The following is a 24414-nucleotide window of genomic DNA, read 5'->3' as shown; positions in this document are numbered from 1 at the left end:
CTCCGGTCAGCTCGCGTGCGACGATAGTCTTACGAGGCGAGATGCATTTTCGACAATGTGCTTCCCTCGCGCCTGATCGGGAAAGCCGCCGGTTCGACCTGTCTGGAACATCGCGCGCGGCATGATGTACCACAGCAGGAACAGAATCCCGGCGCCATGGGTTAAAAGTGCCGTCGTAAAGGGCACATTGAGAAAGGCCGTGGGCAGCAGCGCGCTTGAGATCAGGACGAGGCGCGGCGGAAGTCCGGCGGACACCCGGTTGCCGATCGCCATGACAATTCCGCAGACCAGGGCCACCAGTGGTGCAAGATGCAGCCCGACGGAGGCGATGCCCTCTGTCGCAAACAGGGATGCATTGAGCATGCCGATCCGATAGGTCTTGTCCATCACGATCGACAGTTGCTCCTGATACGGGCAGTTCATCAATGGTGTCAGGAACGATATCTGGCAAAACCAGGTGTGGGGGTGAGTTGCAAAAAAGTCGTTGTAGATGTCCATCGCGCTGGACGGCGTTGCCAACATGCGAATGTTGACCAGATTGAAATAGTACAGTGCGTACCGGTTGGGAATTACTCCCATAAGGACCACGCCGGCGAGCATCGGCAGCAGGATCGCGAGTATGATTGCCGTCCTGGATTCGAAAATTCTCGAAAGCACGAGCAGGACAATCATCCAAATTGCCGAAAAAAGCGCGAACTTGCTCATCATGATCGGATAGAGGAGCAGCATCAGGAGCAAGGGCAACGCCGCCCACCAGGGGCGATTGAGCACCACATAACAGGCGAAGACGAGTGGCAGCAGCGCGGTGGAGACAATTCCGATCAGGTAGCGTAGTGCGGCCGGAAAATAGAGCTCGTTCCGAAAATCGTAGATCTGCCTGATCGAGACGAGCCTGAAATTGTAGAGCGAAGCTGCGACGACCGTGCCCAGCGCCAATAGCAGAATGAATTTCAGTAAGTAATCAAAAGCATGGGGCGACAGCGTAAATACCTGTTTGATGGGCGTGGTGATGAGCAGCGCCGGCAACAGAAATAGCACGGCCGAAGCGGCGGCCGAAAAACCGGCCAGCGTGTGATCGTAGTTGAACTTTGAAAAGCAGTTCAGCCAGATGAAGCCGAGTAGCATCGTAAACAGATTGAAGCCGACGAAGTAGCCGATGCTGAAGCGGGCGAATACGAACAGCAGCGCGACGATCGAGAAGGCTAGAACCGCAACAATTGCATATTGCAGCCGGCCGGCGTCAAACAACATATACCACTGATAATCCGCGACCCGAATCAGCGAGACGCAGCAGATGGTGATGTGAAACCCGATCAGTGCGAACAGGATGGGGCGCGATCCGGACGCCGTGCGAATCCGTTCCGCGATATCCGTTGCGCGCTTGCTATCTGATGAGTTCATCGTGGGCATTCGCGTTGCGGTGTGGGGAAAGATCGTTCTGTCAGATCACGCCAGCTCAAGCGAGTGCTTGAAGTAAGCGATGGTCTCCTTGAGCCCGTCGGCGAGGGCGACTTTCGGTTCCCAGTTCAGGAGCGCCTTCGCCTTTGCAAGATCAGGCTGGCGTTGCCGCGGATCATCCTGAGGCAGCGGCTTGAAAATGAGCTTCGATCGGGAGTTCGTGTAGCTGATCACTTTCTCGGCCAGTTCGAAAATGGTGAATTCAGAGCTGTTGCCGAGATTGATCGGCCCCGTACAGCCTTCATCGGTCAGCATCAACCGGGTAATGGCCTCGACGAGATCATCGACATAGCAGAAGGACCGGGTTTGTCCGCCGTCGCCGAACACGGTGATCGGCTCGCCCTTGAGGGCCTGAACGATAAAGGATGAAACGACCCGGCCGTCATTTGGCTGCATCCGCGGACCGTAGGTATTGAAGATGCGCGCAACCTTGATCGGCAGCGCATGCTGCCGCCAATAGTCGAAAAACAGGGTCTCGGCGCAGCGTTTGCCCTCGTCATAACATGAGCGAATCCCGATCGGATTGACGTTGCCCCAGTAATCCTCGGTCTGCGGATGGATCAGGGGATCGCCGTAGACTTCGCTGGTCGAGGCCTGAAAGATCGGCGCCCGCAGACGCTTGGCGAGACCGAGCATGTTGATGGCGCCGTGCACGCTGGTCTTGGTGGTCTGCACCGGATCGCGCTGATAGTGGATCGGCGAGGCCGGGCAAGCCAGGTTGAAGATTGCGTCGACCTCGATGTAGAGCGGAAACGTCACATCGTGCCGGATCGCCTCGAACATCGGATTGGACAGCAGATGGGCGATGTTCTTGCGGCTGCCGGTAAAATAGTTGTCCGCGCAAACCACTTCCGCACCCTCGGCGAGCAACCGTTCACTCAGATGGGAGCCGATGAAGCCTGCGCCGCCCGTGACGAGTATTCTGCTGTCTTTGTATTTTCGGTCGAACGACATCGCGATTCCCAGGTTCTCGGCTTCAAGCGGCCGGCTTACGCCCGGTGTCGGGCTGGCGAAGTGGTATCGGCATCGGCAAAGTTCGCCAACTGGTATATCCGGCAAAAGGGTGGAATACCTGGAGGTAATTCTATACCTATAGAGCAGGCGCTTCCCCGGCTTTGTGTCGTTCCCGGTCAGAGTTACTAATCCCTCAGATCAGAACTCCCGCCGCTTCAGCCATGCCCTCGCGCCCCAATGCGCGAAGCACCAGGCGGATTTGATCGGCGAAAGCTGCTCCACGTTGCGGTAGATGTGCCAGACCCAGCCGGCAGAGCGAAGCGGGCGGCTGGAGACCGAGCTGCTCCGCACGCGGTAGCGGGCGAGATCCTCGTTGAGCCCGTGGGCGACATGTCCCGGCTTGAGGATGCTCAGCCAGAGGCAGAAATCGTCATACGGTTCGTTCTTCATGGCGATGTTGCCCGCGACGTCGCGGTCGACGAGTGCGGTCAGGGTGGCGATCGAGGTGTTCTTGAGCAACTGCTCGTAGTTCAGCGAGCCTGGCACCTCGATCAGGCGGCCGGTGCCGGTTCCCGCCTCATTGATGCGGCGGAACGCCGTGTAGCTCAACGCCGCGCGTTTCGCCTGCGCGAAGGCGATCTGCCGTTCGAGCTTGGCAGGCAGCCACAGGTCATCGCTGTCGAGAAACGCGATGAAGCGGCCCTGCGCCCGGTCGATTGCGGCCTGGCGGGCAAGCGCCGGGCCGCCGTTGCGGGGCTGGCGGATCAGCTTGACCCGCGGATCCTGCGCCGCGTGGCTTTCCACGATCGCGGTGGTCTGGTCCGTCGAGCAGTCATCGGCAATCAGCAACTCCCAGTCCGTCATGGTCTGGGCCTGAACGGAGGCGATGGTCTCGCCGATCAGCGGCGCCACGTTCCACGATGGGGTGATGATCGAAACGAGCGGCATAGAGAAGCCTTTCAACCCGCGCGGTGCGGTTCAGCAATCGCAGACAGCAACGAAGTCGCAAATGTGTCGAGCTGCTTGGGATCGCTGATATAAAGTTCGCCGGGAAACGATTGCCGCCAGGCGGTTTCGAAATAGGGCGCGGTGTCGGCAGGGTCGAATGGCGGCGCGGCCAGCGCGTCGCGCAGCCGTTGCGGAACGTCCGCAAGGCGGTCGACAGCGAACACCAGCGGGCAGGAGCGATAGAACGCATCGCCCATCACCACGACAGGCTTGCCAAGCAGCACCGCTTCAGCGCCCGATTTGCTGTTGACCGAAACAATCGCATCGGCGCGGCCAAGCACGGTGTAATTGTTGGTCTGCGGGGGCAGCAGGATGAAATTGTCGAAGCGGCGCGCTAGTTCGAACAGGCGGCCGGCAGGAATCGCGCCGATCTGCGCCGGATGCTCTTTCACCACGAGGACGTGGGTATCGGGGATGGTGCGCAGCAGGAAGTCGATGGTCGCGACCTGATCGAGATATTCCGGCGAGCGAAGCGTCAGCGCCATGTCGGCCGGTACGTGGAGCGGATAGTAGACGAATGGCTGGTCGGGCATCGGGCGATAGAGCTTTCGCAGCCGCGTGGCTCCATACGCCATCGCCGCATGCATGGTCGCATGCCGCAGATTGTGTCCGAACTCCTGGTGTTTGCGGAGCGCGAACTGGTCCCACAGTTTTTCGACAAGCCGCCGGGCATTCCGGGCATTGGCAATCTTTCGAAGCGCCGCCGAATACTGATGCCGGTCCTTTTGCGGAATGACGATGGCGCGCTGGCGCAAGGTGTCATCGAGATAGGCGCGCACATCAGTGGAGACCGCATCGGCCGGCGTCGGCATTGTGTCGGGAGCGGCAAGACTGTCCGGCGTATAGTAAAGCCTGCCGCGAAAGAACGACGGCTCGATGAACCAGTTCCGGACACCACGCTTCTTTGCGGCGTAAAAGCAGGCGATGACAGAGAGAAATCCGCCGAGCTCCTGAACCGCAACCGCCTGCCGTCCCGCGGCCGCCAACCGATCGAGCACGAGCTCCATCGCGTTGGTGTAGATCATGAACCGCCGGCGCAGCGCGGCAGTATCGCGAATGCCAAACGTGACGCGTTCGTGGCTGAACAGGAAGTTCGTTCCATCCAGGCCGTAATTGGCGACCCGCGCAGCGAAGGCGCGCTGGTCTTCAACCGGCGCGCCGCCCTGAAGGCCGGTCCGGTACATGTTGACGACGGGGACGCCCTGCGCCTCCGCCATTTCCGCGCTGCGATCGTCGAATGCGAGCAGTTGCACCTCGCGCTCCGCGTGGCGCAATTGCTGCGCGACGGGAATCCAGAACCGGGTCTGATATTCGGCCAGCGTCGTGATCAGGATAATGTCGTCGTTGCGCGGGGTCATACCTTGCCGGAATGTTGCTTTGCTGGTGTCCGGGATTATAGAGTGTGGCGCGATGGTTCAAGTGGCGCTTCGGCGCGACCTGGACCGGACATTGATGGGTGGTTCGTCGGTCGGCGGATAGCACGGCCATTGTGACAAGTCGACCTTTGCCGCAACCAGACGATCCGAAATATCCAAGGCCAGTTTGATGAATGCGGTGCAACGGGTCGTAGTCCGCGTCGATGCTTCCACCGAAATTGGCATGGGGCATCTCATGCGGTGCCTCGGCCTGGCCCGCGATTTGGCCGACGACGGTGCGAACGTATTCTTCCTGTTGCGCAGCCATGCCGCTCGCCTGACAGGCCTGATCGAAGGCGAGGGACATTCCGTGCGGCTGCTGCCGGATCCCGACCGCCGTCCGGACGCTCCGGCGGCGGACGGAACCGCCCATGCGCGCTGGCTGCCGACGACCTGGCAGAAGGATGCCGAGCAGACGTTGGAGGTGATCGATCGCATCGGGCCTGTCGACTGGCTCATCGTCGACCACTACGCACTCGATGCGAGGTGGGAGCGCGTGCAGCGTAAGCGGGCGCCTCGCATTCTTGCGATCGACGATCTTGCCGATCGGGATCATGACTGCGACATCCTGCTCGACCAGAACCTGGTTCTCAACATGGAGCGCCGTTACCGCGGTCGCTTGCCTCCGATATGCCAGTCGCTGCTGGGTCCGGCCTATGCATTGCTCCGCCCGGAATTCGCCGGGCAGCGCGAATCGCTTGTGGGGCGCAGCGGCAAGGTGAGCCGCATTCTAGTGTGCTACGGCGGCTCCGATCCCGGCAATGAGACGGCGAAGGGATTATCCGCCATCAAAAGCCTGTCGCTCCCCTGGCTTGCCGTCGACGTCGCGATCGGCCTGAGCAATCCGCACGCCAATTCGATTTCGGGTCTTTGCCGGGAAATGCCGTTCGCCGAGTTGCATCGTGGTGCGGACAATATGGCCGAACTGATGATGCGCGCAGACCTTGCGATCGGGGCGGGTGGCGTGATGAGCTGGGAGCGCTGCTGTCTCGCGCTGCCCACCATCGCGGTTCACATCGCCGACAATCAGACTGGCGCGTTGACCGCACTCGCCAGTTGCGGCGCGGTCGCCTATCTCGGCTCGGCGTCCTCGGTCACGGTGGATCAGATTGCGGGAACCCTCCGGTCGATGCTGGACGATCCGGCGCGGACCCGCGCGATGGGAGAGGCCGCAGGGGCGCTTGTCGACGGGCTGGGCACCTCCCGGGTGCGGGGGGCGATGAGATCACTAGACGGCGCGTAGAAGCGGGGCCGGCTAGCGGCGGAGGGAAACGCGGCTTGGAGTGATCGGCAGCGGCCAATAAAGGCCAATTCCAGCGGCCGGCCGCAGGCGTTCTTAATTGGTGTTTGACCGTACTTTCTATGCTAATTGCGCTCCGGCAGGGTTCCACAATTCCGCGGAATCGCCAGTGATGGTCGATAATGAAGGTTTCAGTTCTCTGCTCGAGCACCACGCACCCCGTCTATCCGCATCTGGGGCGGTGGGTAAGGGGCGCTGCGGCCAATCACGCGGTCGAGCTGGTTCGGCAAAAGTCCGAACTGACCGGCGGGGACGTCCTCTTCCTTATCTCGTGCCATGAGATCATTTTGCCCGACGACAGGCAGAAGTACGGAGCGACTCTTGTCATTCACGCGAGCGATCTTCCGGAGGGGCGAGGCTGGTCCCCGCATATTTGGCAGATACTCGAGGGCAAGAACCGCATCGTCGTGTCCCTGATCGAGGCGCAAGACCCGGTCGATACCGGCGCCATCTGGGCGCAGCGGCACCTGGTGCTCGAAGGACATGAACTGAGCGACGAAATCAACGAAGCGCTGTTCGCCATCGAGCTTGAATTGATGGACCATGCCCTCACGATCATTGGGTCCGGAAAGGCGAGACCTCAGGATGATCGGCCGTCGAGCTACTACCGGCGTCGTACGCATGAAGACTCCCGGCTGGATCCGTCGCGATCGATCGCTGAGCAGTTCGACCTGTTGAGGGTGGCGGACCCGCAGCGCTTTCCGGCATTCTTCGACCTGCGTGGCCATCGCTACTTCGTACGTATTGAAAAGGCTGGAGCTTCCGATGAGTGACACGATCATAATAGCGGGCCGTGCGATCGGCCGTTCGCACCAGCCGTTCATCATCGCGGAAATGTCGGGCAACCACAATCAATCGCTCGACCGTGCACTGGCAATCGTCGACGCCGCGGCAAAGTCCGGAGCGCATGCGCTGAAGCTGCAAACCTATACCGCCGATACGATGACGCTGAACCTCAGCCGCGACGAGTTTTTCATCGACGATCCCAACAGCTTGTGGAGCGGCCGATCGCTCCACAAACTCTATCAGGAAGCGCATACTCCCTGGGAATGGCACGCTCCGATCTTTGAGCGTGCGCGGTCGCTCGGCATGATTCCGTTTTCGACGCCGTTCGATGCGTCAGCGGTGGATTTTCTCGAGCAACTCTGCGTGGACTGCTACAAGATCGCGTCGTTCGAGAACACGGATCTGCCCCTCATTCGCAAGGTTGCCGCAACCGGCAAACCGATGATCATCTCGACAGGCATGGCGACCGTCGCCGACATCGACGAAGCCGTACGTTGCGCAAGGGAGGCCGGCTGCAAGGATCTGGTGCTTCTCAAATGCACGAGCACCTATCCGGCGGCGGCATCCGACACCAACCTCCTGACGATCCCGCATATGCGCGCGTTGTTCGGTTGCGAGGTGGGACTGTCGGATCACACCTTTGGCATCGGGGTGGGGGTTGCGAGCATCGCGCTCGGCGCCAGCGTCATCGAGAAGCATTTCACGCTATCGCGTGCCGACGGCGGGGTTGATTCGACATTCTCCATGGAGCCGGAAGAAATGGCCGCACTAGTAGTCGAGACCGAACGCGCCTGGTTGGCGCTCGGCCAAGTCTATTACGGGCTGACCCAGAAGGAGCAGAAGTCGCTGATCTTCCGGCGCTCGCTGTACGTGGCTGAGGACCTCGCCCCCGGTGACGCCCTGACTGAAGATAACCTGAGAATCATCCGACCCGGCCTTGGCCTGCCGCCCAAATACTTCGAGACACTGGTCGGCAAGCGTGTCGGCCGCGCGGTACGGCGGGGGACGCCGATGAGCTGGGACCTGCTGACGCCGATCGACGACAATGCTTCGACGTCGCCGCAGCATTTGCCGCGGGGCGCTCGTGCCTGACAAGCCGCACGTCTGCTTGATCGTCGATAACCCCCTTCGCGATCTCGAGGGACTGGTTTTGCTTGGTCGGCAGCTCGCGGCCAAGGGAGCGACCGCCACCTTGGTACCGATGTACGAGCAGGGATTCGACGTGCCGGTGCTGCGCCCGGACCTGGTACTGGTGAACTACACCCGACCCAACAATGCAGACCTCATCAAGTCCTACAAGCGCGCCGGAATCCTGGTCGGCGTACTCGATACCGAGGGCATCGGCGGCAAGAATCCCGACCAGTTTGCTGAGATGGTCAAAAGTGTTGGTTGCACCGACCTCGTCGACCTCTATTGCGTCTGGGGACAGGCCCAGCACGCCGCCTTCCTGCGTCACGGCACGGTGCCCGCCGGATTGCTGCACGCGACAGGATGTCCCCGTTACGATTTCTGTGCTCCACCTTGGCGCGCGGCGCTTCCAAAACCCTCGATCGAACCGGGCTACGTGCTCATCAACACCAATTTTCCCGTCGCCAATCCGCGCTTCTCCCGCAGCTCGTCGGACGAGGAGGACGCGATGGTCCAGGCAGGATTTTCGCGGGAGTTCGCGCGTCAGTTCATTATCGATGCCGGCAAGTCTTACCGGTCGGTGCTCGAGACATCGACCAGGCTGGCGAACCACTTCCCGGATGTCCAGTTCGTGCTGCGCCCGCATCCCTTCGAAAACATCGGATCCTACGATGCGCTCGCCGAGTTGCCGAACTGTCATATCCGCCAGGACGGCACGTCGCTGGAGTGGATCAGCGGTGCGCGCCTGCTGGTGCATCAGAATTGCTCCACCGCGATCGAGGCGACAATGCTGAAGGTGGAGCCGTTGAGCATGGAGTGGTTCAATACGCCATCCTTGCGCCTGGACGCCGCAACGCGCGTCAGCCGCAGCGTCGGATCCGAGGCCGATCTCATTGAACTGGTGCGGCAGGGGCTCGACGGACGATTGCCGCCGGTTGCCCAGGAAACCGAGCAGTTCCGCCAGCAAATCATCGGTGATCTCTTTACCGCCGTCGATGGGACGAACTCGTTGCGTGTCACGGCCGCGGTTCTCGATGCGATCGCGACGCGAGGTGAAAAACGCGCAGCATCCAAGCTCGAACGGCCTTCGCTCCGCGGCGTTGCGGCGGATGCGGTGCGGCGCGCGCTCGGCTACAAAGCAAGTTCGGCGCTCCGCCGCAGCTACAGCGCGCCGGAAAGCGAACGTCGCCGGCTCGGTAAGGCATTCGCGCCCGAGATGGTGAATTCGGTGTTGCGGCGCATCTGCGCCGCGGCAGGGGATGACCGGAATTTTGTCGCTCAACGAGTCACTGGTAACTCCCGGCGGGTGTCGAGGGCATTGAGCGGCGCAAGCCTGCAGTTAACGGAAGCGACCTGATCGTGCTGCGTCGATTCGTGCAGAATACGGCTATCTCGGCGGTCGCTTACGCGCTGGCGGGCGTGCTCGGTCTGTTTGCGGTCGGATTGATTGCGAAGTCATACGGCCTTGCCGTGCTGGGCCTGATCGTACTGGTGCGGTCGTTTCTGCCGACAGGGTTCTTGGCGTTGTTCGACCTCGGCGTGTCGGAAACCACGACCCAGGCCGTCGCGCGCGGGCGCGTGGGCGACTGGGGCATTGCAAGCGAGAAGGTGTCGCTGCTCACTGTGATCGCTGCCGCCATGGGGCTTGTTTCAGGCGTGGCGCTCTGGATTGCGGCTGGCACGCTCGCTGCGATATTCAAGGTCGCCCCCGATCAGGCCGCCGCGTTTGTTGCCATCCTCAAAGTCACTGCGCTGGTGCTCCCAATTGCGTTCCTGGGTCTTGTCGCCGAAGGAGCGCTCAAGGGGTTTGAGCAGTACGGCTGGTTGCGTCTGACCGAAGTGGGCAGCAACGTGCTCTATGTCGCCGCCGTTTACGCGTTGGCGTGGCGGCGGGCGCCGTTCGAATGGATTGCCTATTCCTATCTCGCAGTTGCGGTCGCCAAATATCTCGTGCTGGCGGGCGTAGCTTGCCGCGCCGCGTACCCGACCTCTCTCCGCTCTTGCCCATGGACCGCTGTCAGTAGGCAAGACGTCCTTCATCGTTGCTGGCTGATGCTCAACAATCGAACTACAGGCATTTTGCAACAACCGCTGGTCCCCCTCGCGATCGGTGCGCTATACGGACCCGCCGGGGTCGGAACCTACGATCTCATCACGCGGTTGCCTCGCTTCCTGAAAACAACGATGGGGCCGCTTCACTCCGCAATTCTTCCGATCTCTATTCACATCGACGAAGCGACGGATACGCGCCGGCTGCAAATGCTTGGCCGCAACGGGTTGGTCCTGCCGGGAGCCGTCATCGTTCCAGTCCTGATCGTGGCGTCGCTTTTTTCAGAAGAGATCCTCAAGGTGTGGGTCGGGCCGCAACATGCCGATCAGTGGCCCTGGCTCGCTCTATCGATGTTGATTCCAGCCATCACGGTTATGCTGGGTGCGGGGCAAACGGCGTTGATGGTGAGAGCCGACTTTCTTCGCCTCAATACGCGACTGCTCTACTTGCAAGTCGGGCTGCAATATCTGGCAACTGGGCTGGGGCTTTTCTGGCTGCGCGAACGGGCCTTCATCCTGGGCTGGGTAGTCTCTTACGTCGTCTTCGCGCCTGTGATTGCCCACCACATGCTTTCTCATATGAAACTTCCCAGCTCCCTGTTTTGGGGGCAGCTCGCAAGGCATGTGCTCGTCGGGTCGATACTTGCGGGCCTCATCATTGTCAGCAAGATGTTCTTTGATCCCGCCACTCTGACAAGCCTAGCGATCGCTGGCGGGCTAAGCTGCATTGTCGCCTGGATATTGAGTGGGGTGATCATCCTGTCGGGGAGCGATCGCGCGATGTTCGGCAGGTTTGCCCGTGCGATGGGGCCGCTTCGTCGCGCCTCTTATTGAAGCAAGGTTCCTACCCCCGGCAAGACAGGGCGGGTTGCTTGCCCGTGCTGGTTGATTTTGCTAGGAAATGGCCGCACGTCCCAGACCATCGAGGTCGACCGATGTGTCTTGAACTTCAGCAAAAGTCGGATGCGCCAAGATGGGATTGATGTCCAGAGCGTTGTGGCATGTGAACCGTTCGCCGCTCCGTTATGCGGTCAAGTCCGGCGTCAGCGCATGGCATCGCGGCGAGAAGCGTGAACGCAGGCGCCAGGCACAGCTGTTGAATGTCAGCGCGGCCGAGAGAAACAAGGCGGAAGAACTGAACCGCAACGGGTATGCGGTGGTCACCGAACTCATGGATCCCGCTATTCAGGCCAGGTTTGCAGATGCCGGGATCGCGAGATTGGCTGACGTCGAAGCTCTGGAAGCCAAGCAAAGCTCGAACTGGAAGAAGTTCTGGGTTCGGTTGCTCGATGCCGAGATGAAGGACGGCAAGCTCGGTGCAGACAATGTTTTCGTTCAGTACGCCTTGCAGCCTTCGGTCATCAATATCGTCGCGACGGCGCTCGGCGAAATCCCCTGGCTCGATTACGTGTTGTTGTCCTATTCGCGGCATACCGGCGAGGAGCTGGCATCGTCGCAACTCTGGCACCGGGACCATGATGACGTCAGGGTGATCAAGCTGTTCAGCTATCTCACCGATGTCGAGCAGGACGGCGACGGGCCATTCACGTTCTTGCCGCGGCAGTCGACGGACAAGTTCGGGTTTCCGCTTCTTGGCAGCCATTTCCCCGATGACCGGGTGTTCGACAAGGTCCCGCGAGGCGATGTCAAGGTGATGAAGGCGCCCCGCCTTGCCTCGTTCATGGTGGATACCGCGAAATGCCTGCACATGGGGAGCCGGATGGCGCCCGGGCGTGGGAGACTGCTCTACACTGCCACCTTCTTTGCCTTTCCACGCATGTATCCGGGAGCAAAGAACCGGCCGTTTTCTCTCGCACCTGACACGACTGCCTTGCAGAAACTGATCCTGGGCCTTTGACGGGTTATCGACGCCGGATCGCAGCGAACAGGCTGGTTGAAGCCATCGTGGCATCCGGTAATCACCGAGGGGAAATCCTTGAAATTCGAACCTGACGTGACGCTGGCGTCGAGACTGGATTTGTCGCGCGCCTATACGATCGATCTCACGCGCAGCCTTCGCCGGTTGGCATTCAAGAACGTACGGCGGACGAACGCTGTCGTCGATTCCGAGTATAATTCCGGCGAGTGGGATCGGGTGCTCAATCAGCGCGCCTGGCTTGGCGCGCCGACGCTCGAGGAATTCCTGATTGGGCAGAACTCAGCATCTCGACTTGCAAAGGTGGATGGCCGGATCGTTTGGGTAACCACCAGGGACTACTATCAATACCGGATCCGCGCACTGTCGGAATTGATCAAGCTGCATGCCGGCAGCTCGACGTCGCTGCTCGAACTGGGCGCCGGATATGGTTACAACCTGTTCTCGTTGAGCCTCGATCCCCACTGGAACAGGCTGCGCGGTTTCGATATTGCGCCAAATGGCATTGCGGCGGGGCGGCAGATCGCGAGCCATTTCCAGCTCGGTGACCGTATCAGCTTCGACCGGATCGATCTCACCGACGCGCGTGATCCGAGTTTCAGCGAACTGGCCGGCGGCACCGTTTTCACATATTTTTGCATCGAGCAGATTCCCTATGCCGTGGAAGCGGTGATCGAAAACATCATTCGGGCAAGGCCGGCCCGCGTGGTCAATATCGAGCCGGGCGTGGATATGCTCAAGCTGTCTCAGCCACGCGATTTCACCAGCCGGATTTACATCCGGTCGATGGACTATCAGACGCGTCTCTTCAAATTGCTCGACTCGCTGGACGTGCAGCGACGAATCCGTGTCCTGGCCCGGGAGCGTATGGGATTTGCGCCTACATTGCATAATGATGGGGCTTTTGTATGCGTGGGAGCCTCGCTGATAAAGGAAGCGGGAGGCCAGCGTGTCTGACATATACTGGATCCGTAAATCGGATGGGATGACGGCGTGACAGCTTCCTGGTTGGTTTCTGATTCCCCGTTTGACGCTCTGTTGAGCGCGACCGCTGTTGCGGTCTGCCTCGCCGGAAGTGTCTGGATCGCAATCCGGCGTCCTGGGCTTGGCCTGATCTCCTTCTTCTTTCTGTTTGCTTTTGCCTGGAGACTCGTCTCCGTCCTTTATATCGATCTATCCGGACCGTTGATCTCCCAACAATTGGGGCTGGAGATCGGTCCCGGTACTTCTGTATTGCCGATTGCGATTTCGCAGGGCCTTGTCGTTATCGCGTTGTTGTTTTCGTTTCGACGTCAGCGGATGCAGTCACTCACCTGCGCATCTGGGCCGGGATTGGCCATGTCCATCGGACGATTTTCCCTCCCTGACCTGGCGTTCTGTGCTGCCGCCCTTTTTGTCGTCGCCCTCTGGGCGGAGTTCCTGGCGAGAGGTCAGATTCCGTTGTTGGCAGGCATAGAACGCTTTGATTATACGCGACTGTACGGCGGTTTCCTGCATCGTCGCCTGATGGAATGGGGGCCAATGCTGGCGTTCCAGCTCGGTATATTCTTTGCGGCTCCACTGGTGCATGACAAGCCATTGGACTGGCGTTTCGGCGCATTGCTGGGCGCTCTTATCCTGTACCTGTTCCTGGCTGGACATCGATTTTCGTCCTTTTACGTCTATGCGTCGTTCTTCGTAATGCCGATCGGCGCGATCTTGATTGGCCGTTTAGCGAGGTCGTCATCCGACGGCAATGCGATCTCGAAAAGATTGTTGGCCTATTTTGCGGTCGGCGGAGTTGCCCTGGCCATTCTGGTCGTCACGGCTGTGGTTTATTCCTACGTCGTCGTGCGTGGCGAAGGGGCGGAGCTTCTAGCGAAGCTCTCGCAACGTATCCTGGTCCAGCAGGGCGAGATGTGGTGGATGACCTACAAGCGCGTGTTCCTGGAAGGCAACTGGAACGGAAGCTTCGCCGCTTACAAATTGTTCGTCGAACCGTTCGACCCGTCGCGCAATTCGACCATGCAGTTTCTGATGGAATCGGCCCTGCCTCTCATTCGGGCTCATCGCATTCTTGGGGACGGATCGGCCTATAGCGGCGGATGGCCCGAGGTTCTCTTCGAACTGGGTGGACCGATCGGCGGATTTGTCCTGGTCGCGCTGTCGGCGATCGTGTTCTCAGAGTTCATGTTCCTGATGACGCGGTGTATCGTTCAGGAACGGTATGCAACGTGCTTTTTCCTCACGCCCCTACTGTACGCGGTGTCGGTCAACCTTGTTTCGGGGATGGTCAATTCGTTCATTCAGATGACCTTCCTGATCAAGGTTGTCGCGGCGCTGGTGGTGTATCTGGCCGAAGACAGATGGAGGTCGCTGCTTTTGTCCCGCCAGTCTGCCAGTTCCGAAAAAGAGGTATAAGGGTATGAGCGTTTCGACCGCCGATCACGTGGTCTTCCCTTCAGCCCTTCCGATGGCGTACCGCATTATCGAGGAAGTCCAATGCTGAAGCAGGCCGTCATCCTGGTTGGCGGGCTGGGTACCCGGCTGGGCGAAATGACCCGGCTGGTTCCAAAGCCGCTGCTGGATGTCGCGGGACGGCCGTTTCTCGACTACATCCTCGATGAGCTATCGCGCTATCCGACTATTCAGGACATCGTGCTGCTGGCCGGCCATCAGGCCGGGCAGGTGGTCGATCGCTATCGCGGCCGACGCTGGCGTGGCGCGACGGTCTCGGTGGTGTCCGAGCCGGCGCAAATGGGCACCGGCGGGGCGTTGAAGCACGCCGCATCCAGGCTGGACGAGAAGTTTCTGCTTCTCAACGGCGACTCTTTTTTCGATTTCAACATGCTCGATCTTGCCGCGCCGGTACGTTCGCCCGCGATCGTGCGCGTGGCCTTAAAGAAGGATCAGGCGGGCGACCGCTACGGGCGCGTCCTGCTCGATCGGGATTTCATCAAGACGTTCCTGCCGGCGGGCGCACAGCCGAACGGGCCGATCAATTCAGGCGTCTATTGCGTTGACCGGGATGTGCTGTCCTTTATCGATGAGGGGCCGTGTTCGCTCGAGCAGGCGGTTTTTCCGCGGCTCGCCGAAAAGGGGCAGTTGCGGGCGGCGCTATACGATGGGTTCTTCATCGATATCGGTGTCCCTGCTGACTTTGAACGCGCGCAGACCGAGCTTCCCGATAGGGTATGTCGCCCCGCGGTTTTCTTCGACCGGGACGGGGTCCTCAACATCGACAAGGCTTATGTGCACGAGGTCGACGACTTTGAATGGGTCGCAGGTGCGCGCGCGGCCATCAAGCTCTGCAACGATCGTGGCTACCTCACATTCGTAGTGACCAATCAGGCCGGTGTCGCGCGCGGCTACTACGGGATCGAGGCGGTTCATGCGCTGCATGACTGGATGAGCGCCGATCTCGCCCAGATTGGCGCGCATATCGATGAATTCCAGTACTGCCCCTATCACGAGGAAGGTGTCGTCGCGGAGTGGCGGCAGGCAAGCGACCGGCGCAAGCCGGCGCCGGGCATGATCCTCGATTGCCTCAAAGGCTGGCGGGTGCGCCAGGAATTCAGCCTGCTTGTAGGCGATATGCCGCACGACCTCCAGGCCGCGGCCGCCGCCGGGATAAAAGGGCATCTCTTCGAGGGTGGTGACCTCTTGTCGTTTATCCGGCCGTTGCTCGGCGCGAACGTCGCGTCGCAGCTTACGCGCGGTTGACGGCCTGGTACATCAGTTCGGCCCGCTCCCAGTCCTCAAGCGTATCGATATCCTGCACCAGATGCCGCGGCAGGATCACGCCGATCGAATGCGGTGCGAACAACGGCATGTCCTCCAGAAAGGCGCGCGCCGTGCCCCAATAGAACTGCCCGGCATCGTGGTAGGCGTGCTCCAGATCCTGCGATCGCGTCATGCGGTGTTCCGGATAGATCGCGTCCACACGCCCGTCCGGTGTGATGCGCATGGCGCGCTGGATCGGAAACGCGTAACTGGTGACGGAAAAAGCGAAGGCGGCGTCCGAGCGGGAGAGGGCCTCGTAACCTTCTGTGATGAATCTGGCCTGCACCAGCGGCGCGGTGGCGTAGAGACAGCACGCATGCGTAACGTCGTTTGACTGCGCGTTAAACCAGGCCACCGCGTGCTTCACGACAGCGTTGGTGCCGGTGAAATCGTCGGCGATTTCGCTTGGCCGGATGAAGGGCGTCGTGGCACCGAATTCACGGGCGACGGAGGCGATCTCCTCGTCATCGGTTGAGACGACGACCTGATCGAACAGCCCGGTCTGCTGAGCCGCGGCAATCGAGTAGGCAATGATCGGCTTGCCGCAGAACGTGCGGATGTTCTTGCGCGGGATCCGCTTGCTGCCGCCGCGAGCCGGGATAACAGCGATCTTCACGCGAGGATCTTCTCCAGCGCCGCGACGACGGTGTCCTGTTCGTCATTCGTCATGCGCGAAAACAGCGGCAATGTGATCGCGTCCTCATAATAACTTTCGGCTTCGGGGAACATGCCGGCCTCAAAACCGAGCTTCCGGTAGTAAGGCTGCGTATGAACCGGAATATAGTGCACGTTCACGCCGATCCCGGCGGCACGGAGCGCATCGAACACCTGGCGCCGGCTGAGCTTGATCTCGTTGCGGTGCAGGCGAATGACGTAGAGATGCCACGCCGAGTTCGTATCGGGGTGCTGCCATGGACACGTCAACGGCAGCTTCGCGAGCAGGCGATCGTAGCGCGCGGCGAGTTCGCGTCGGCGCGCGACAAAGGGGTCGAGCCGCGCAAGCTGGCTGGTGCCGAGCGCCGACTGAATGTCGGTCATGCGATAGTTCAGCCCAAGCTCGATCTGCTCATACATCCAGGGCCCGTTGCGTTCCTCATTGAAGCGCGGCTCGTGCGGGTCTTCAGGCCGCTGCGCGGGGCGGATGATCCCGTGCGTGCGCAGATAGGAGAGGCGTTCGGCTAGCTTCGGATCGTTGGTCAGGGCCATGCCGCCCTCGCCAGTCGTGATGATCTTGACCGGGTGGAAGCTGAAAATCGTGGTGTCGCCATAGTCGCAGGAACCGACCTTGCGCCCGAGATATTCGCCGCCGACCGCGTGTGAGGCGTCCTCGACAATTCGAAAGCCGTAGCGGTCTGCCAACGCACGGATTTCCTGCATTTCGCAGGACTGGCCGGCGAAATGCACGGGGACCACGATCTTCGGCAATCGGCCCTGCGATGCTGCGATTTCAAGCTTCTCGGCCAGGGCCGAAACGCTCATGTTGTAGGTCCGCGGATCGATGTCGACGAAATCGACGCTAGCGCCGCAGTAGAGGGCGCAATTGGCCGACGCCACAAAGGTGTTCGGGCTGGTCCAGAGCGTGTCCCCCGGGCCGAGATCCAAAGCGAGGCAGGCGATGTGCAGCGCTGCCGTCGCATTAGCTACCGCGACCGCGCTGCGGCTGCCGCAATAGGCCGCCATCGCCTGTTCGAAGCGGGGGCCGGCCTGACCCTGGGTCAGCCAGTCCGAGCGCAGCACCTCGGTGACTGCGTCGATGTCCTCAGCCGAAATGTCCTGACGTCCATACGGGATCATTGGACCGCAATTCGGTTGAATTCCCTGATCTCGGATACATCAAGGAAGTGATCGTTCCGGCCGGAATTATACTCGAATCCGTCCGACACCGGTTCTCCATGCTCGCCGATCTGGTTGGTAACATAGTCGACGTCCTTGCGGAAAAACTTGATGGTCGGCTTCATCACGAAATGATCGTGGAAGCGCAGGGTCAAATGCGAATCGTCAGTTGGGCACATGATCTCGTGCAACTTTTCGCCAGGACGGATACCGATCACCTTGGTCGGAAGGTTCGGCGCCATCGCTGCTGCGAGATCGGGAATGCGCACGGATGGGATCATTGGAACGAAGATCTCGCCGCCCGACATGCGCTCGAAGCTCTTGTTGACGAAGTCGACGCCCTGCTGAAGCGATATCCAGAATCGGGTCATGCGGGGGTCGGTGATCGGCAGGTGATCGGCGCCTTCCGCCATTAACTTGTTGAACAGCGGCACGATCGAGCCGCGGGAGCCGACCACGTTGCCGTAGCGCACGACGCCAAAGGCTGTGCGATGTCCGCCCGCCATGTTGTTCGCCGCGATGAACAGTTTGTCCGAGGCGAGCTTGGTGGCGCCGTACAGGTTGATGGGCTGCGCGGCCTTGTCGGTCGACAGCGCAATGACCTTCTCGACGTCGGCTTCCAGCGACGCCTGAATGACGTTCTCGGCGCCGTGAATGTTGGTCTTGATACATTCCATCGGATTGTATTCGGCAGCGGGCACCTGCTTCAGGGCCGCTGCATGAATCACGAAGTCGATGCCCTTCATGGCCGTGCGCAGGCGCTCGCCGTCGCGCACGTCCCCGATGAAATAGCGCATCGGCGATTGATCGAACTCCTGCTGCATCTCGTATTGCTTCAGCTCGTCGCGGGAGTAGATCACGAGACGACGAGGCTTGAAGTTCTTCAGGAGATTGCCGACGTATTTACGCCCAAACGAACCAGTGCCGCCGGTAATCAGAATGGACTTGTCGTTAAACATGGTTGCTGCTGTGCCGGCTCGTCATTGCAGAAAAATGGGGGAACGCGCGGTGGTTACCACACGCTCCTGCCGCCGTCCATGACCATGTTCTGGCCGGTCATGTAACTCGATGCGTCCGAGCAGAGGAACTGAACGGCTGCGCAATATTCGTCGACCCGGGCCATCCGTCCCATCGGGATCAGCCGCGTCAATCGTTCGACGAACGCGGGATCCTGGTTGTTGAAAACGCCGCCCGGCGAAATCGCGTTGACGCGAACGCCCTGATCGGCCCAGTAGGTCGCGAGGTATTTCGTCAAACCGATCAGCCCGTGCTTGATGACGGAGTAGGTCACGGGTTTCACCGGCTGCTCTTCATCCCGCGTGATGTTGGGTTGCCGGTAGAGCCGCTGATCTGGAGCGATCACGCCGAGATCGGATGCGATGTTGAGGATGACGCCGCGGCCGCGCCTGGCCATGGCGCCGCCAAAGACCTGCGAGCACAGCATCGCGCCGGTCAATCCCACCGCGATTTCGGTCTGCCACTGCGGAACCGGAAAGGCTTCGAAGCGCGACGAATGCATGACGTCCGGCGTCGAGGTGACCTTGGGATCGATCGCGGCGTTGTTGACGAGGATATCGACGGCGATGCCGCGCCCGGCAAGATCCTCGCCGGCTGCGGCAACCGATGCCTGCGACGTCACGTCGATGATAGCGGGAACAAGATCGGCGGCGGGCGAGATTTCCTTCACCGCAGCGATGGTCGCATCAGCCTGCGCCCGTCCGATGTCGCTGACCACGACGCGGGCGCCGGCGTCGACCAGGGCGGCGACATGCTGACGTCCCAGCAAGCCTCCGGCGCCGGTGACAAGCGCGGTGCGTCCCGTGAGGTCGTATCGAGCGGAGGGGGCGGTCAAGGAACGCTCCTGTTCAAGCACGTAATTGTCCGCCGTCGGCCACGATCACGGTGCCGGTGATGAACGCAGCGCGGGGAGAGGCGAGAAAGGCCACAATGTCGGCAACCTCTTCGGGTTTGCCGAGCCGGCGCAGCGGCACCTCGCGCGCGAGCATCTCGTCCACGGCGGCTTTGTTTTCGGCGATCTTGCGCGCCCAGGTGCCGTCGGCGCTCAGGATGTTGCCGGGGGCAACGGCGTTGATGCGAATGCCTTCGGCTGCCAAGGGCCGGGCAAGGCCACGCACGGTCGCATTCAAGGCCGCCTTCGCCGCCGAATAGGTTACCGGCGCGCCAAGCGCGGCGTGCCCACAGATCGACGACACGCAGACAATCGCGCGGTCGCCATTGCCGCGGCTCATCAGCGGTCTCGCAGCTTCGATCGTATTGGTCGTGGCGAACAGGTTGATGTCCATCACCCGCGACCACTCGGCCGCGGTTTCCTTGCCCGGCGGCACGGAGGCGCCGCTGCCGACGTTGCAGATGAGAATGTCGATGTGGCCCCACTGCTTCTCGACCTCGTCCACCAGCGACAGCGCGGCGGCGGGGTTGGTGACGTCGGCGGCATGACACGAGGCGCCGCTGCCGATTTTTCCCGCAGCCGCCTTGAGGCCGTCGAGGCCGCGCGCTGCCATCGCGACCTTGGCGCCCTCGGCGGCCAGCGTGTCGGCAATGGCAAAACCGATGCCGCGGCTCGCGCCGACCACTAATGCGACCCGGTCCTCGATATCGAGTTTCATCGCCTGGCGTCCTCGATCCAGCGCACCGTCATGTCGCGATATCGTGCCAGCGCGCCGGCATGGTCGCCGTCGGTGGCGCGCGCCGTTTGCAGGATGTATTGCCCGCTATAGCCGGACTGCTCGATCAGCCGAATGGTCCTGGCAAGATCCGCCGCGCCTGTTCCGAGCGGCACGGTGGTGCCGCCGAGCAGCCGGTCCTTCACATGCACATTGAGGATGCGCGGCGCATAGGCTGGAATCTCCTCGGCAGAATCATAGCCGAGCGCGGCGCTGTTGCCGCTGTCGTAGTTGATGCCGAACACCTCGCGCGGGAATTTGCCGATGAACTGCGCCAGCGGCGCAGGTGGCAGGTCGGATTCGAAAACGATTCTGACGCCTTGCTTCGACAGCGAGGAGGCGCGATCGAGCAGAACGCGCAACAGGGTTTCGGTCTGCGCCGCGCTCTCGATCCGGCCGTTGTCGACCAGCGGAATGACGACGAATTCGACGCCGAGGGTGCTGCAGGAGGCGAGCACCAGATCGAGATCGGCCACCAGCGATTTCTGCGTCTCGCCGTCCGCCTTCCAGAACGGAGCCTGCATGAAGCAGTCGCCGGTCAGGCTTGCGGTTCTGAGCGCGTGGCGGCGTGACAGTTCGATGATTTCCTGCTGCCCGGCGGCAGTGTTGAGCGGGTTGTCGCGCAGCCGATCCTGGTCGATGGTCCATTCGATCCGGGTCAGGCCGAGCGCGCTGGCGCGGGGAAACTCTTCACGCCATTCGTTCCACGGGAAGGCCTGGATCTTGCCGTCGACCATGGCCGATAGCCGTCCCTGCATGAAACCGATGCGTTCGAGCGTTGTCGTCACGGCTTGCCACCCTCGCTGATCGCGAGACCTTTCGTGGTCCAGCCGCCATCGACGAACAATTCCTGGCCGGTCACATAGGCCGAGGCGGATGACGCCAGAAAAACGGCGGCACCGGCCAGATCGTCCGGGTTGCCCCAGCGGCCGAGCATGGTGTGGCGGCGGCGATCCTCGTGCATGACAGGATCGGCAAAACTTTTTGCGGTCATCTCGGTCGCGACATAGCCGGGAGCGAGCGCGTTGACGCGAATACCGTCGCGCGCATAGTCCGCGGCAAGCGCGCGGGTGAGGCCGGCGAGGCCGGCCTTGGCCGCCACATAGCCGGGGTTTCCGGGAAAGCCGCGCACCGAGTTGATGCTGGTGACATTGATGATCGAGCCGCCGCCCGCCTTTTTCAGGAGCGGATAGGCCGCAAGGATCGTCGCGTAGACGCCGCTCAGGTCGACCGCCAGCGTGTCGCGGAATCTCTGGAGTTCGCTCATCGTCGCGGAGGCGGGAAGGCTGATGCCCGCCGCATTGACCAGCACGTCGAGCCGTTCTCCGGCTTTCGAAAGATTATCGAATACAGACCCGATGGCGGCATCATCGGCCAGATCGCATTTGGCCGCCGTGACGTGCGAGGGCGCCGTGCCGCTCCGGCTGAGGCCGAACACTTTTGCGCCGCTCGCCTGCAGGCCGGCTGCAATGGCTGCGCCAATGCCGCGCGACGCCCCGGTGACGACGGCAGTCTTGCCTTCCAGCGAAAAGGCTGCGGGACTATGCATAGCCGTAGCTGCGCATGATGGCCGCACAAAGCTTGATGTCTTCCGGGCGATCGATCTGGAACATTTTGTGGCGCTCCATCACATGCATTCCGATCTTGCCGCCGAGCCGGTTACTCTGCTCGCGTAGCAGCGAGGGAATTAGAACGTAGAACGAGCCATTCTCCAAATACCGCTTTTCGATCTGCTGCCGCATCCGCCGATTGCGGAAATCGTAGTTGATCGGTTCGGGCCCGTCGGCGCCGATGCGCCAGTTGAAATAATCCTCGACCTCGCAGACCGAGAGCAGGCTGTCGAGTTCCTCGCGCTCGAAGGTCGCGAGCGCCTGTTCGATGTCGCTGGATTCCCGGATCGGCGAGGTCGCCTGCAGCGCGACGACCCGTCCGAACGGTCCAAGCTTCCCATCGAGGTGTTCCAGCGCGTGGAGCCACGCCGACTCCGATGAGGCCAGATCGCCCGAGATGTCTTCCGGGCGCCGGACGCCGATCGCGCCGGCGGCCTCCGCAGCGGCAAGGATCTGGTCGCTGTCGGAAGAAACCGCCACGACATCAACGCCGCGCGCGGCGGCCGCCTGCATGACGGTCCAGGCAATCAGCGGCTTGCCGCACAGATCGATCAGGTTCTTGTGCGGAATTCCCTTCGAGCCACCACGCGCCGCGACAACGGCCAGCGTTCGCCCGGGCGTAACCCTCGTCATATGCGGCCCTCAAGGCGCTCGAGCGCTGTCCAGAATCCTTCGCCCATATTCTTGTGGCCCTGCCAGATCTCCGGGATGAACGAGGCGTCGGGAGCATGCTTGCGCAGCACGGCGCCGATCTGGTCGAAGTCGATCTCGCCTTCGCCGATCTGCAAGCCTTCGCCGTCGAGGCCCTTGGCGTCGCCGAAATGCAGATGGGCGGTATGCGGGCCGAGCTGGGCGAGGCCTTCGCTGAAATCGAAACCGAAATGATTGGCGGCAAGCTTGGTGTGCGAAATGTCGACGCACATCCGTAAGTCATGCTTGGCGCAGAACGCGGCGGATTCTTCCGGGAAAATGAAGATGTTCTGATGACGCTGTCCGCCGAAATGCCACGGGAACGGCGCCATGGTCTGCGGAATCAATTCGACGCCGTCGAGATCGAGCTCGGCGAGACTGGCGGCGAAGATGCGGTAACACTCCGCCTTCCGTTCCGGCGACAGCGGCTCGTCCATGGTGAAGCCGCCGATATTGGCGACGATCGGCGGGCGCATGGTCTTGGGAAAGAATTTCTTCAATCCGCGCGTGATATCGATGACGGCCTGGGTCTGCTCCAGCGAATAACGGCGCAGGCCTTCGTCTGATGTCGCCAGGTCCATCAGCTTGCTGCCGGCAAACAGTTCGGGCGCGTGCACCACGAAGCCGAGATCGTAAGTGCCGGACAGGTAGGCCGCCGGATTACGCTCCATGTCGCTGTAGCTGAGATGGAATTCGATGATGTCGGGCTGGCAGATTTCCAGAAAACGTTGCGTGTCGTGATAGCGGACCGGCACGCCCCAGGGCCGGTCGAAACGATAGCGGCGCGCGGTGGCCGCGCCGTCGGCGAGGTCGCTCTGAAAAAAGTAATCGTCGCGCGCCATCGCGCGGTTAAGGCGTCGGCCGATCAGGGCCGGCATTTTCAGCGGCGACAGGCCCTGGCCCGGGCTCTTGACCGCGACGTCGCTCTCGGCGACGACAGTGCCGGCCGGAATGTCGCGCGCCGCCACCAGGCTCTTGGCGAGATTCTCGCGGTTGATCAGCTCGCCCTGGCTGAGTGCTCGTTCCGCCAGCTTCTCGCCACGCGCGGTCTCCAATTCGCGAATGCCTGACACCAGCGCCTTGAATTCTTCCGGCTCGAGGCTTGCCGCGTGATCCGGGCCTTCCATTTCGCGATCGAGCGTGATGTGACGCTCAATCACGACCGCGCCCATCGCGACCGCGCCGATCGAAACTGCGATGCCACGCTCGTGACCGGAATAGCCGACGAAGGGATGGATCTCCCTTAAGGTCTCCATGAAGCGCAGATGAATATTGTGAAGCGCGGCAGGGTAGGTGCTCTGGCAATGCAGCAGCACGTAAGGCGCCGAGCGGTCGTCGAGGAATTTCGCCGCGCTGCGAATTTCATCCGACGTGCTCATGCCGGTGGAGACGATCAGCGTCTTGCCGGTCGCGGCCAGTTTCGCCAGCAAGGGCAGGTTGGTCAGGTCGGCGGAGGCGACCTTGTAGGCCTGAACGCCGAACGTCTCCAGCGTCGCGACGCTCGACGCATCCCAGGGCGTGCAGAGGTATTGGATGCTCTTCGTGGCGCAATAGGCCGCGACGCGGCGCTGCTGCTCGGTAGTCAGTTCGAAGCGGCGCAACAGGTCGAGGGTGTATTCGACCGCGAGATCGTCGTCCTTTCCGGAAAGGCTCGAGGCGCGGTAGACCTCGTCCAGCTTGCGCATCTGGAATTTGGCGCAATCCGCGCCGGCTGCGACCGCGGCGTCGACCAGCGCGATGGCGCGATCGAGGTCGCCGTTATGGTTGTTGCCGACTTCCGCAATGACATAGCACGGCTGACCGTTGCCGATCGAACGATTGCCGATCCGGATTGGTGCCGCCTGGTTGGTTGAGTTCATGA

22 protein-coding genes are annotated in these 24414 nt (G+C 61.4%); 9 read left to right on the top strand and 13 right to left on the bottom strand.

The features are described from left to right. Positions 1 to 6 precede the first annotated feature (6 nt). The 4 genes from V1293_RS13210 to V1293_RS13195 all read right to left on the bottom strand — a co-directional run bounded on the left by V1293_RS13210 (position 7) and on the right by V1293_RS13195 (position 4778). Positions 7 to 1410 carry a hypothetical protein gene (locus tag V1293_RS13210; protein WP_334510112.1) on the bottom strand — a complete coding sequence of 468 codons (1404 nt, stop codon included), beginning with the start codon at positions 1408 to 1410 and terminating at the stop codon, positions 7 to 9. A 36-nt stretch (positions 1411 to 1446) separates the two neighbouring features. After that, positions 1447 to 2412 (bottom strand): UDP-glucuronic acid decarboxylase family protein, encoded by a 966-nt coding sequence (locus tag V1293_RS13205; protein ID WP_334510110.1) that lies wholly within the window; start codon positions 2410 to 2412, stop codon positions 1447 to 1449. 198 nt (positions 2413 to 2610) lie between these two features. Beyond that, on the bottom strand, positions 2611 to 3360 hold the full coding sequence (locus tag V1293_RS13200) for a glycosyltransferase family 2 protein (protein WP_334510108.1): 750 nt from the start codon (positions 3358 to 3360) through the stop codon (positions 2611 to 2613). Between the two features lie 11 nt (positions 3361 to 3371). Next, a complete protein-coding gene (locus tag V1293_RS13195; RefSeq protein WP_334510106.1) occupies positions 3372 to 4778 on the bottom strand; it encodes a capsular polysaccharide export protein, LipB/KpsS family in 1407 nt (468 codons plus the stop codon). A gap of 187 nt (positions 4779 to 4965) precedes the next feature. Between V1293_RS13195 and pseG the strand changes: the two genes are divergently transcribed. From pseG to V1293_RS13150, 9 genes are all read left to right on the top strand, one after another. Beyond that, the gene (gene pseG / locus V1293_RS13190; protein ID WP_334510104.1) at positions 4966 to 6078 is read left to right on the top strand and encodes a UDP-2,4-diacetamido-2,4,6-trideoxy-beta-L-altropyranose hydrolase; all 1113 of its coding nucleotides are present in this window, start codon (positions 4966 to 4968) and stop codon (positions 6076 to 6078) included. A 179-nt stretch (positions 6079 to 6257) separates the two neighbouring features. Further along, positions 6258 to 6908, top strand: coding sequence for a formyltransferase family protein (locus tag V1293_RS13185; protein ID WP_334510102.1), 651 nt, complete (start codon positions 6258 to 6260; stop codon positions 6906 to 6908). After that, on the top strand, positions 6901 to 8013 hold the full coding sequence (gene pseI / locus V1293_RS13180; RefSeq protein WP_334510100.1) for a pseudaminic acid synthase: 1113 nt from the start codon (positions 6901 to 6903) through the stop codon (positions 8011 to 8013). The genes V1293_RS13185 and pseI overlap by 8 nt, the downstream gene beginning before the upstream one ends. Continuing rightward, entirely contained in the window at positions 8006 to 9406 is a 1401-nt protein-coding gene (locus V1293_RS13175; protein ID WP_334510096.1) for a surface carbohydrate biosynthesis protein, read from the top strand. Before pseI ends, V1293_RS13175 begins: the two co-directional genes overlap by 8 nt. Before the next feature lie 2 nt (positions 9407 to 9408). Beyond that, positions 9409 to 10932, top strand: a complete 1524-nt coding sequence (locus V1293_RS13170) for a lipopolysaccharide biosynthesis protein (RefSeq protein WP_334510094.1) — start codon at positions 9409 to 9411, stop codon at positions 10930 to 10932. A gap of 148 nt (positions 10933 to 11080) precedes the next feature. Next, positions 11081 to 11956 carry a hypothetical protein gene (locus tag V1293_RS13165; protein WP_334510092.1) on the top strand — a complete coding sequence of 292 codons (876 nt, stop codon included), beginning with the start codon at positions 11081 to 11083 and terminating at the stop codon, positions 11954 to 11956. A gap of 36 nt (positions 11957 to 11992) precedes the next feature. Continuing rightward, the gene (locus V1293_RS13160) at positions 11993 to 12931 is read left to right on the top strand and encodes a class I SAM-dependent methyltransferase (protein WP_334510090.1); all 939 of its coding nucleotides are present in this window, start codon (positions 11993 to 11995) and stop codon (positions 12929 to 12931) included. Between the two features lie 36 nt (positions 12932 to 12967). Beyond that, on the top strand, positions 12968 to 14374 hold the full coding sequence (locus tag V1293_RS13155; RefSeq protein WP_334510088.1) for a DUF6418 domain-containing protein: 1407 nt from the start codon (positions 12968 to 12970) through the stop codon (positions 14372 to 14374). 81 nt (positions 14375 to 14455) lie between these two features. Continuing rightward, on the top strand, positions 14456 to 15676 hold the full coding sequence (locus V1293_RS13150) for an HAD-IIIA family hydrolase (protein ID WP_334510086.1): 1221 nt from the start codon (positions 14456 to 14458) through the stop codon (positions 15674 to 15676). Here the strand turns inward: V1293_RS13150 and pseF are convergent. Genes pseF through V1293_RS13105 form a run of 9 tightly spaced genes read right to left on the bottom strand, consistent with a single transcriptional unit; the run spans position 15663 to position 24412 of the window. Continuing rightward, positions 15663 to 16352 carry a pseudaminic acid cytidylyltransferase gene (pseF, locus tag V1293_RS13145; RefSeq protein WP_334510084.1) on the bottom strand — a complete coding sequence of 230 codons (690 nt, stop codon included), beginning with the start codon at positions 16350 to 16352 and terminating at the stop codon, positions 15663 to 15665. The genes V1293_RS13150 and pseF overlap by 14 nt on opposite strands. After that, on the bottom strand, positions 16349 to 17530 hold the full coding sequence (pseC, locus tag V1293_RS13140; RefSeq protein WP_334510082.1) for a UDP-4-amino-4,6-dideoxy-N-acetyl-beta-L-altrosamine transaminase: 1182 nt from the start codon (positions 17528 to 17530) through the stop codon (positions 16349 to 16351). Before pseC ends, pseF begins: the two co-directional genes overlap by 4 nt. Then, positions 17527 to 18528: a UDP-N-acetylglucosamine 4,6-dehydratase (inverting) gene (gene pseB, locus V1293_RS13135; protein WP_334510079.1), complete on the bottom strand. Its 1002-nt coding sequence runs from the start codon at positions 18526 to 18528 to the stop codon at positions 17527 to 17529. The genes pseC and pseB overlap by 4 nt, the downstream gene beginning before the upstream one ends. A 53-nt stretch (positions 18529 to 18581) precedes the next feature. Next, on the bottom strand, positions 18582 to 19421 hold the full coding sequence (locus tag V1293_RS13130; protein WP_334510077.1) for an SDR family oxidoreductase: 840 nt from the start codon (positions 19419 to 19421) through the stop codon (positions 18582 to 18584). A gap of 13 nt (positions 19422 to 19434) precedes the next feature. Next, the gene (locus tag V1293_RS13125) at positions 19435 to 20196 is read right to left on the bottom strand and encodes an SDR family NAD(P)-dependent oxidoreductase (RefSeq protein ID WP_334510075.1); all 762 of its coding nucleotides are present in this window, start codon (positions 20194 to 20196) and stop codon (positions 19435 to 19437) included. After that, a complete protein-coding gene (locus V1293_RS13120) occupies positions 20193 to 21041 on the bottom strand; it encodes a sugar phosphate isomerase/epimerase family protein (protein ID WP_334510073.1) in 849 nt (282 codons plus the stop codon). Before V1293_RS13120 ends, V1293_RS13125 begins: the two co-directional genes overlap by 4 nt. Then, positions 21038 to 21802, bottom strand: a complete 765-nt coding sequence (locus tag V1293_RS13115) for an SDR family oxidoreductase (protein ID WP_334510071.1) — start codon at positions 21800 to 21802, stop codon at positions 21038 to 21040. Before V1293_RS13115 ends, V1293_RS13120 begins: the two co-directional genes overlap by 4 nt. Then, a complete protein-coding gene (locus V1293_RS13110) occupies positions 21795 to 22496 on the bottom strand; it encodes an acylneuraminate cytidylyltransferase family protein (RefSeq protein WP_334510069.1) in 702 nt (233 codons plus the stop codon). The genes V1293_RS13115 and V1293_RS13110 overlap by 8 nt, the downstream gene beginning before the upstream one ends. Next, a complete protein-coding gene (locus tag V1293_RS13105; protein ID WP_334510067.1) occupies positions 22493 to 24412 on the bottom strand; it encodes an N-acetylneuraminate synthase family protein in 1920 nt (639 codons plus the stop codon). Before V1293_RS13105 ends, V1293_RS13110 begins: the two co-directional genes overlap by 4 nt. Between the last annotated feature and the right edge of the window lie 2 nt (positions 24413 to 24414).

Origin of the sequence: Bradyrhizobium sp. AZCC 1693, assembly GCF_036924745.1 — a bacterium.
GTDB lineage: Bacteria > Pseudomonadota > Alphaproteobacteria > Rhizobiales > Xanthobacteraceae > Bradyrhizobium.
This window is presented reverse-complemented; position numbering and strand designations above follow the sequence as displayed.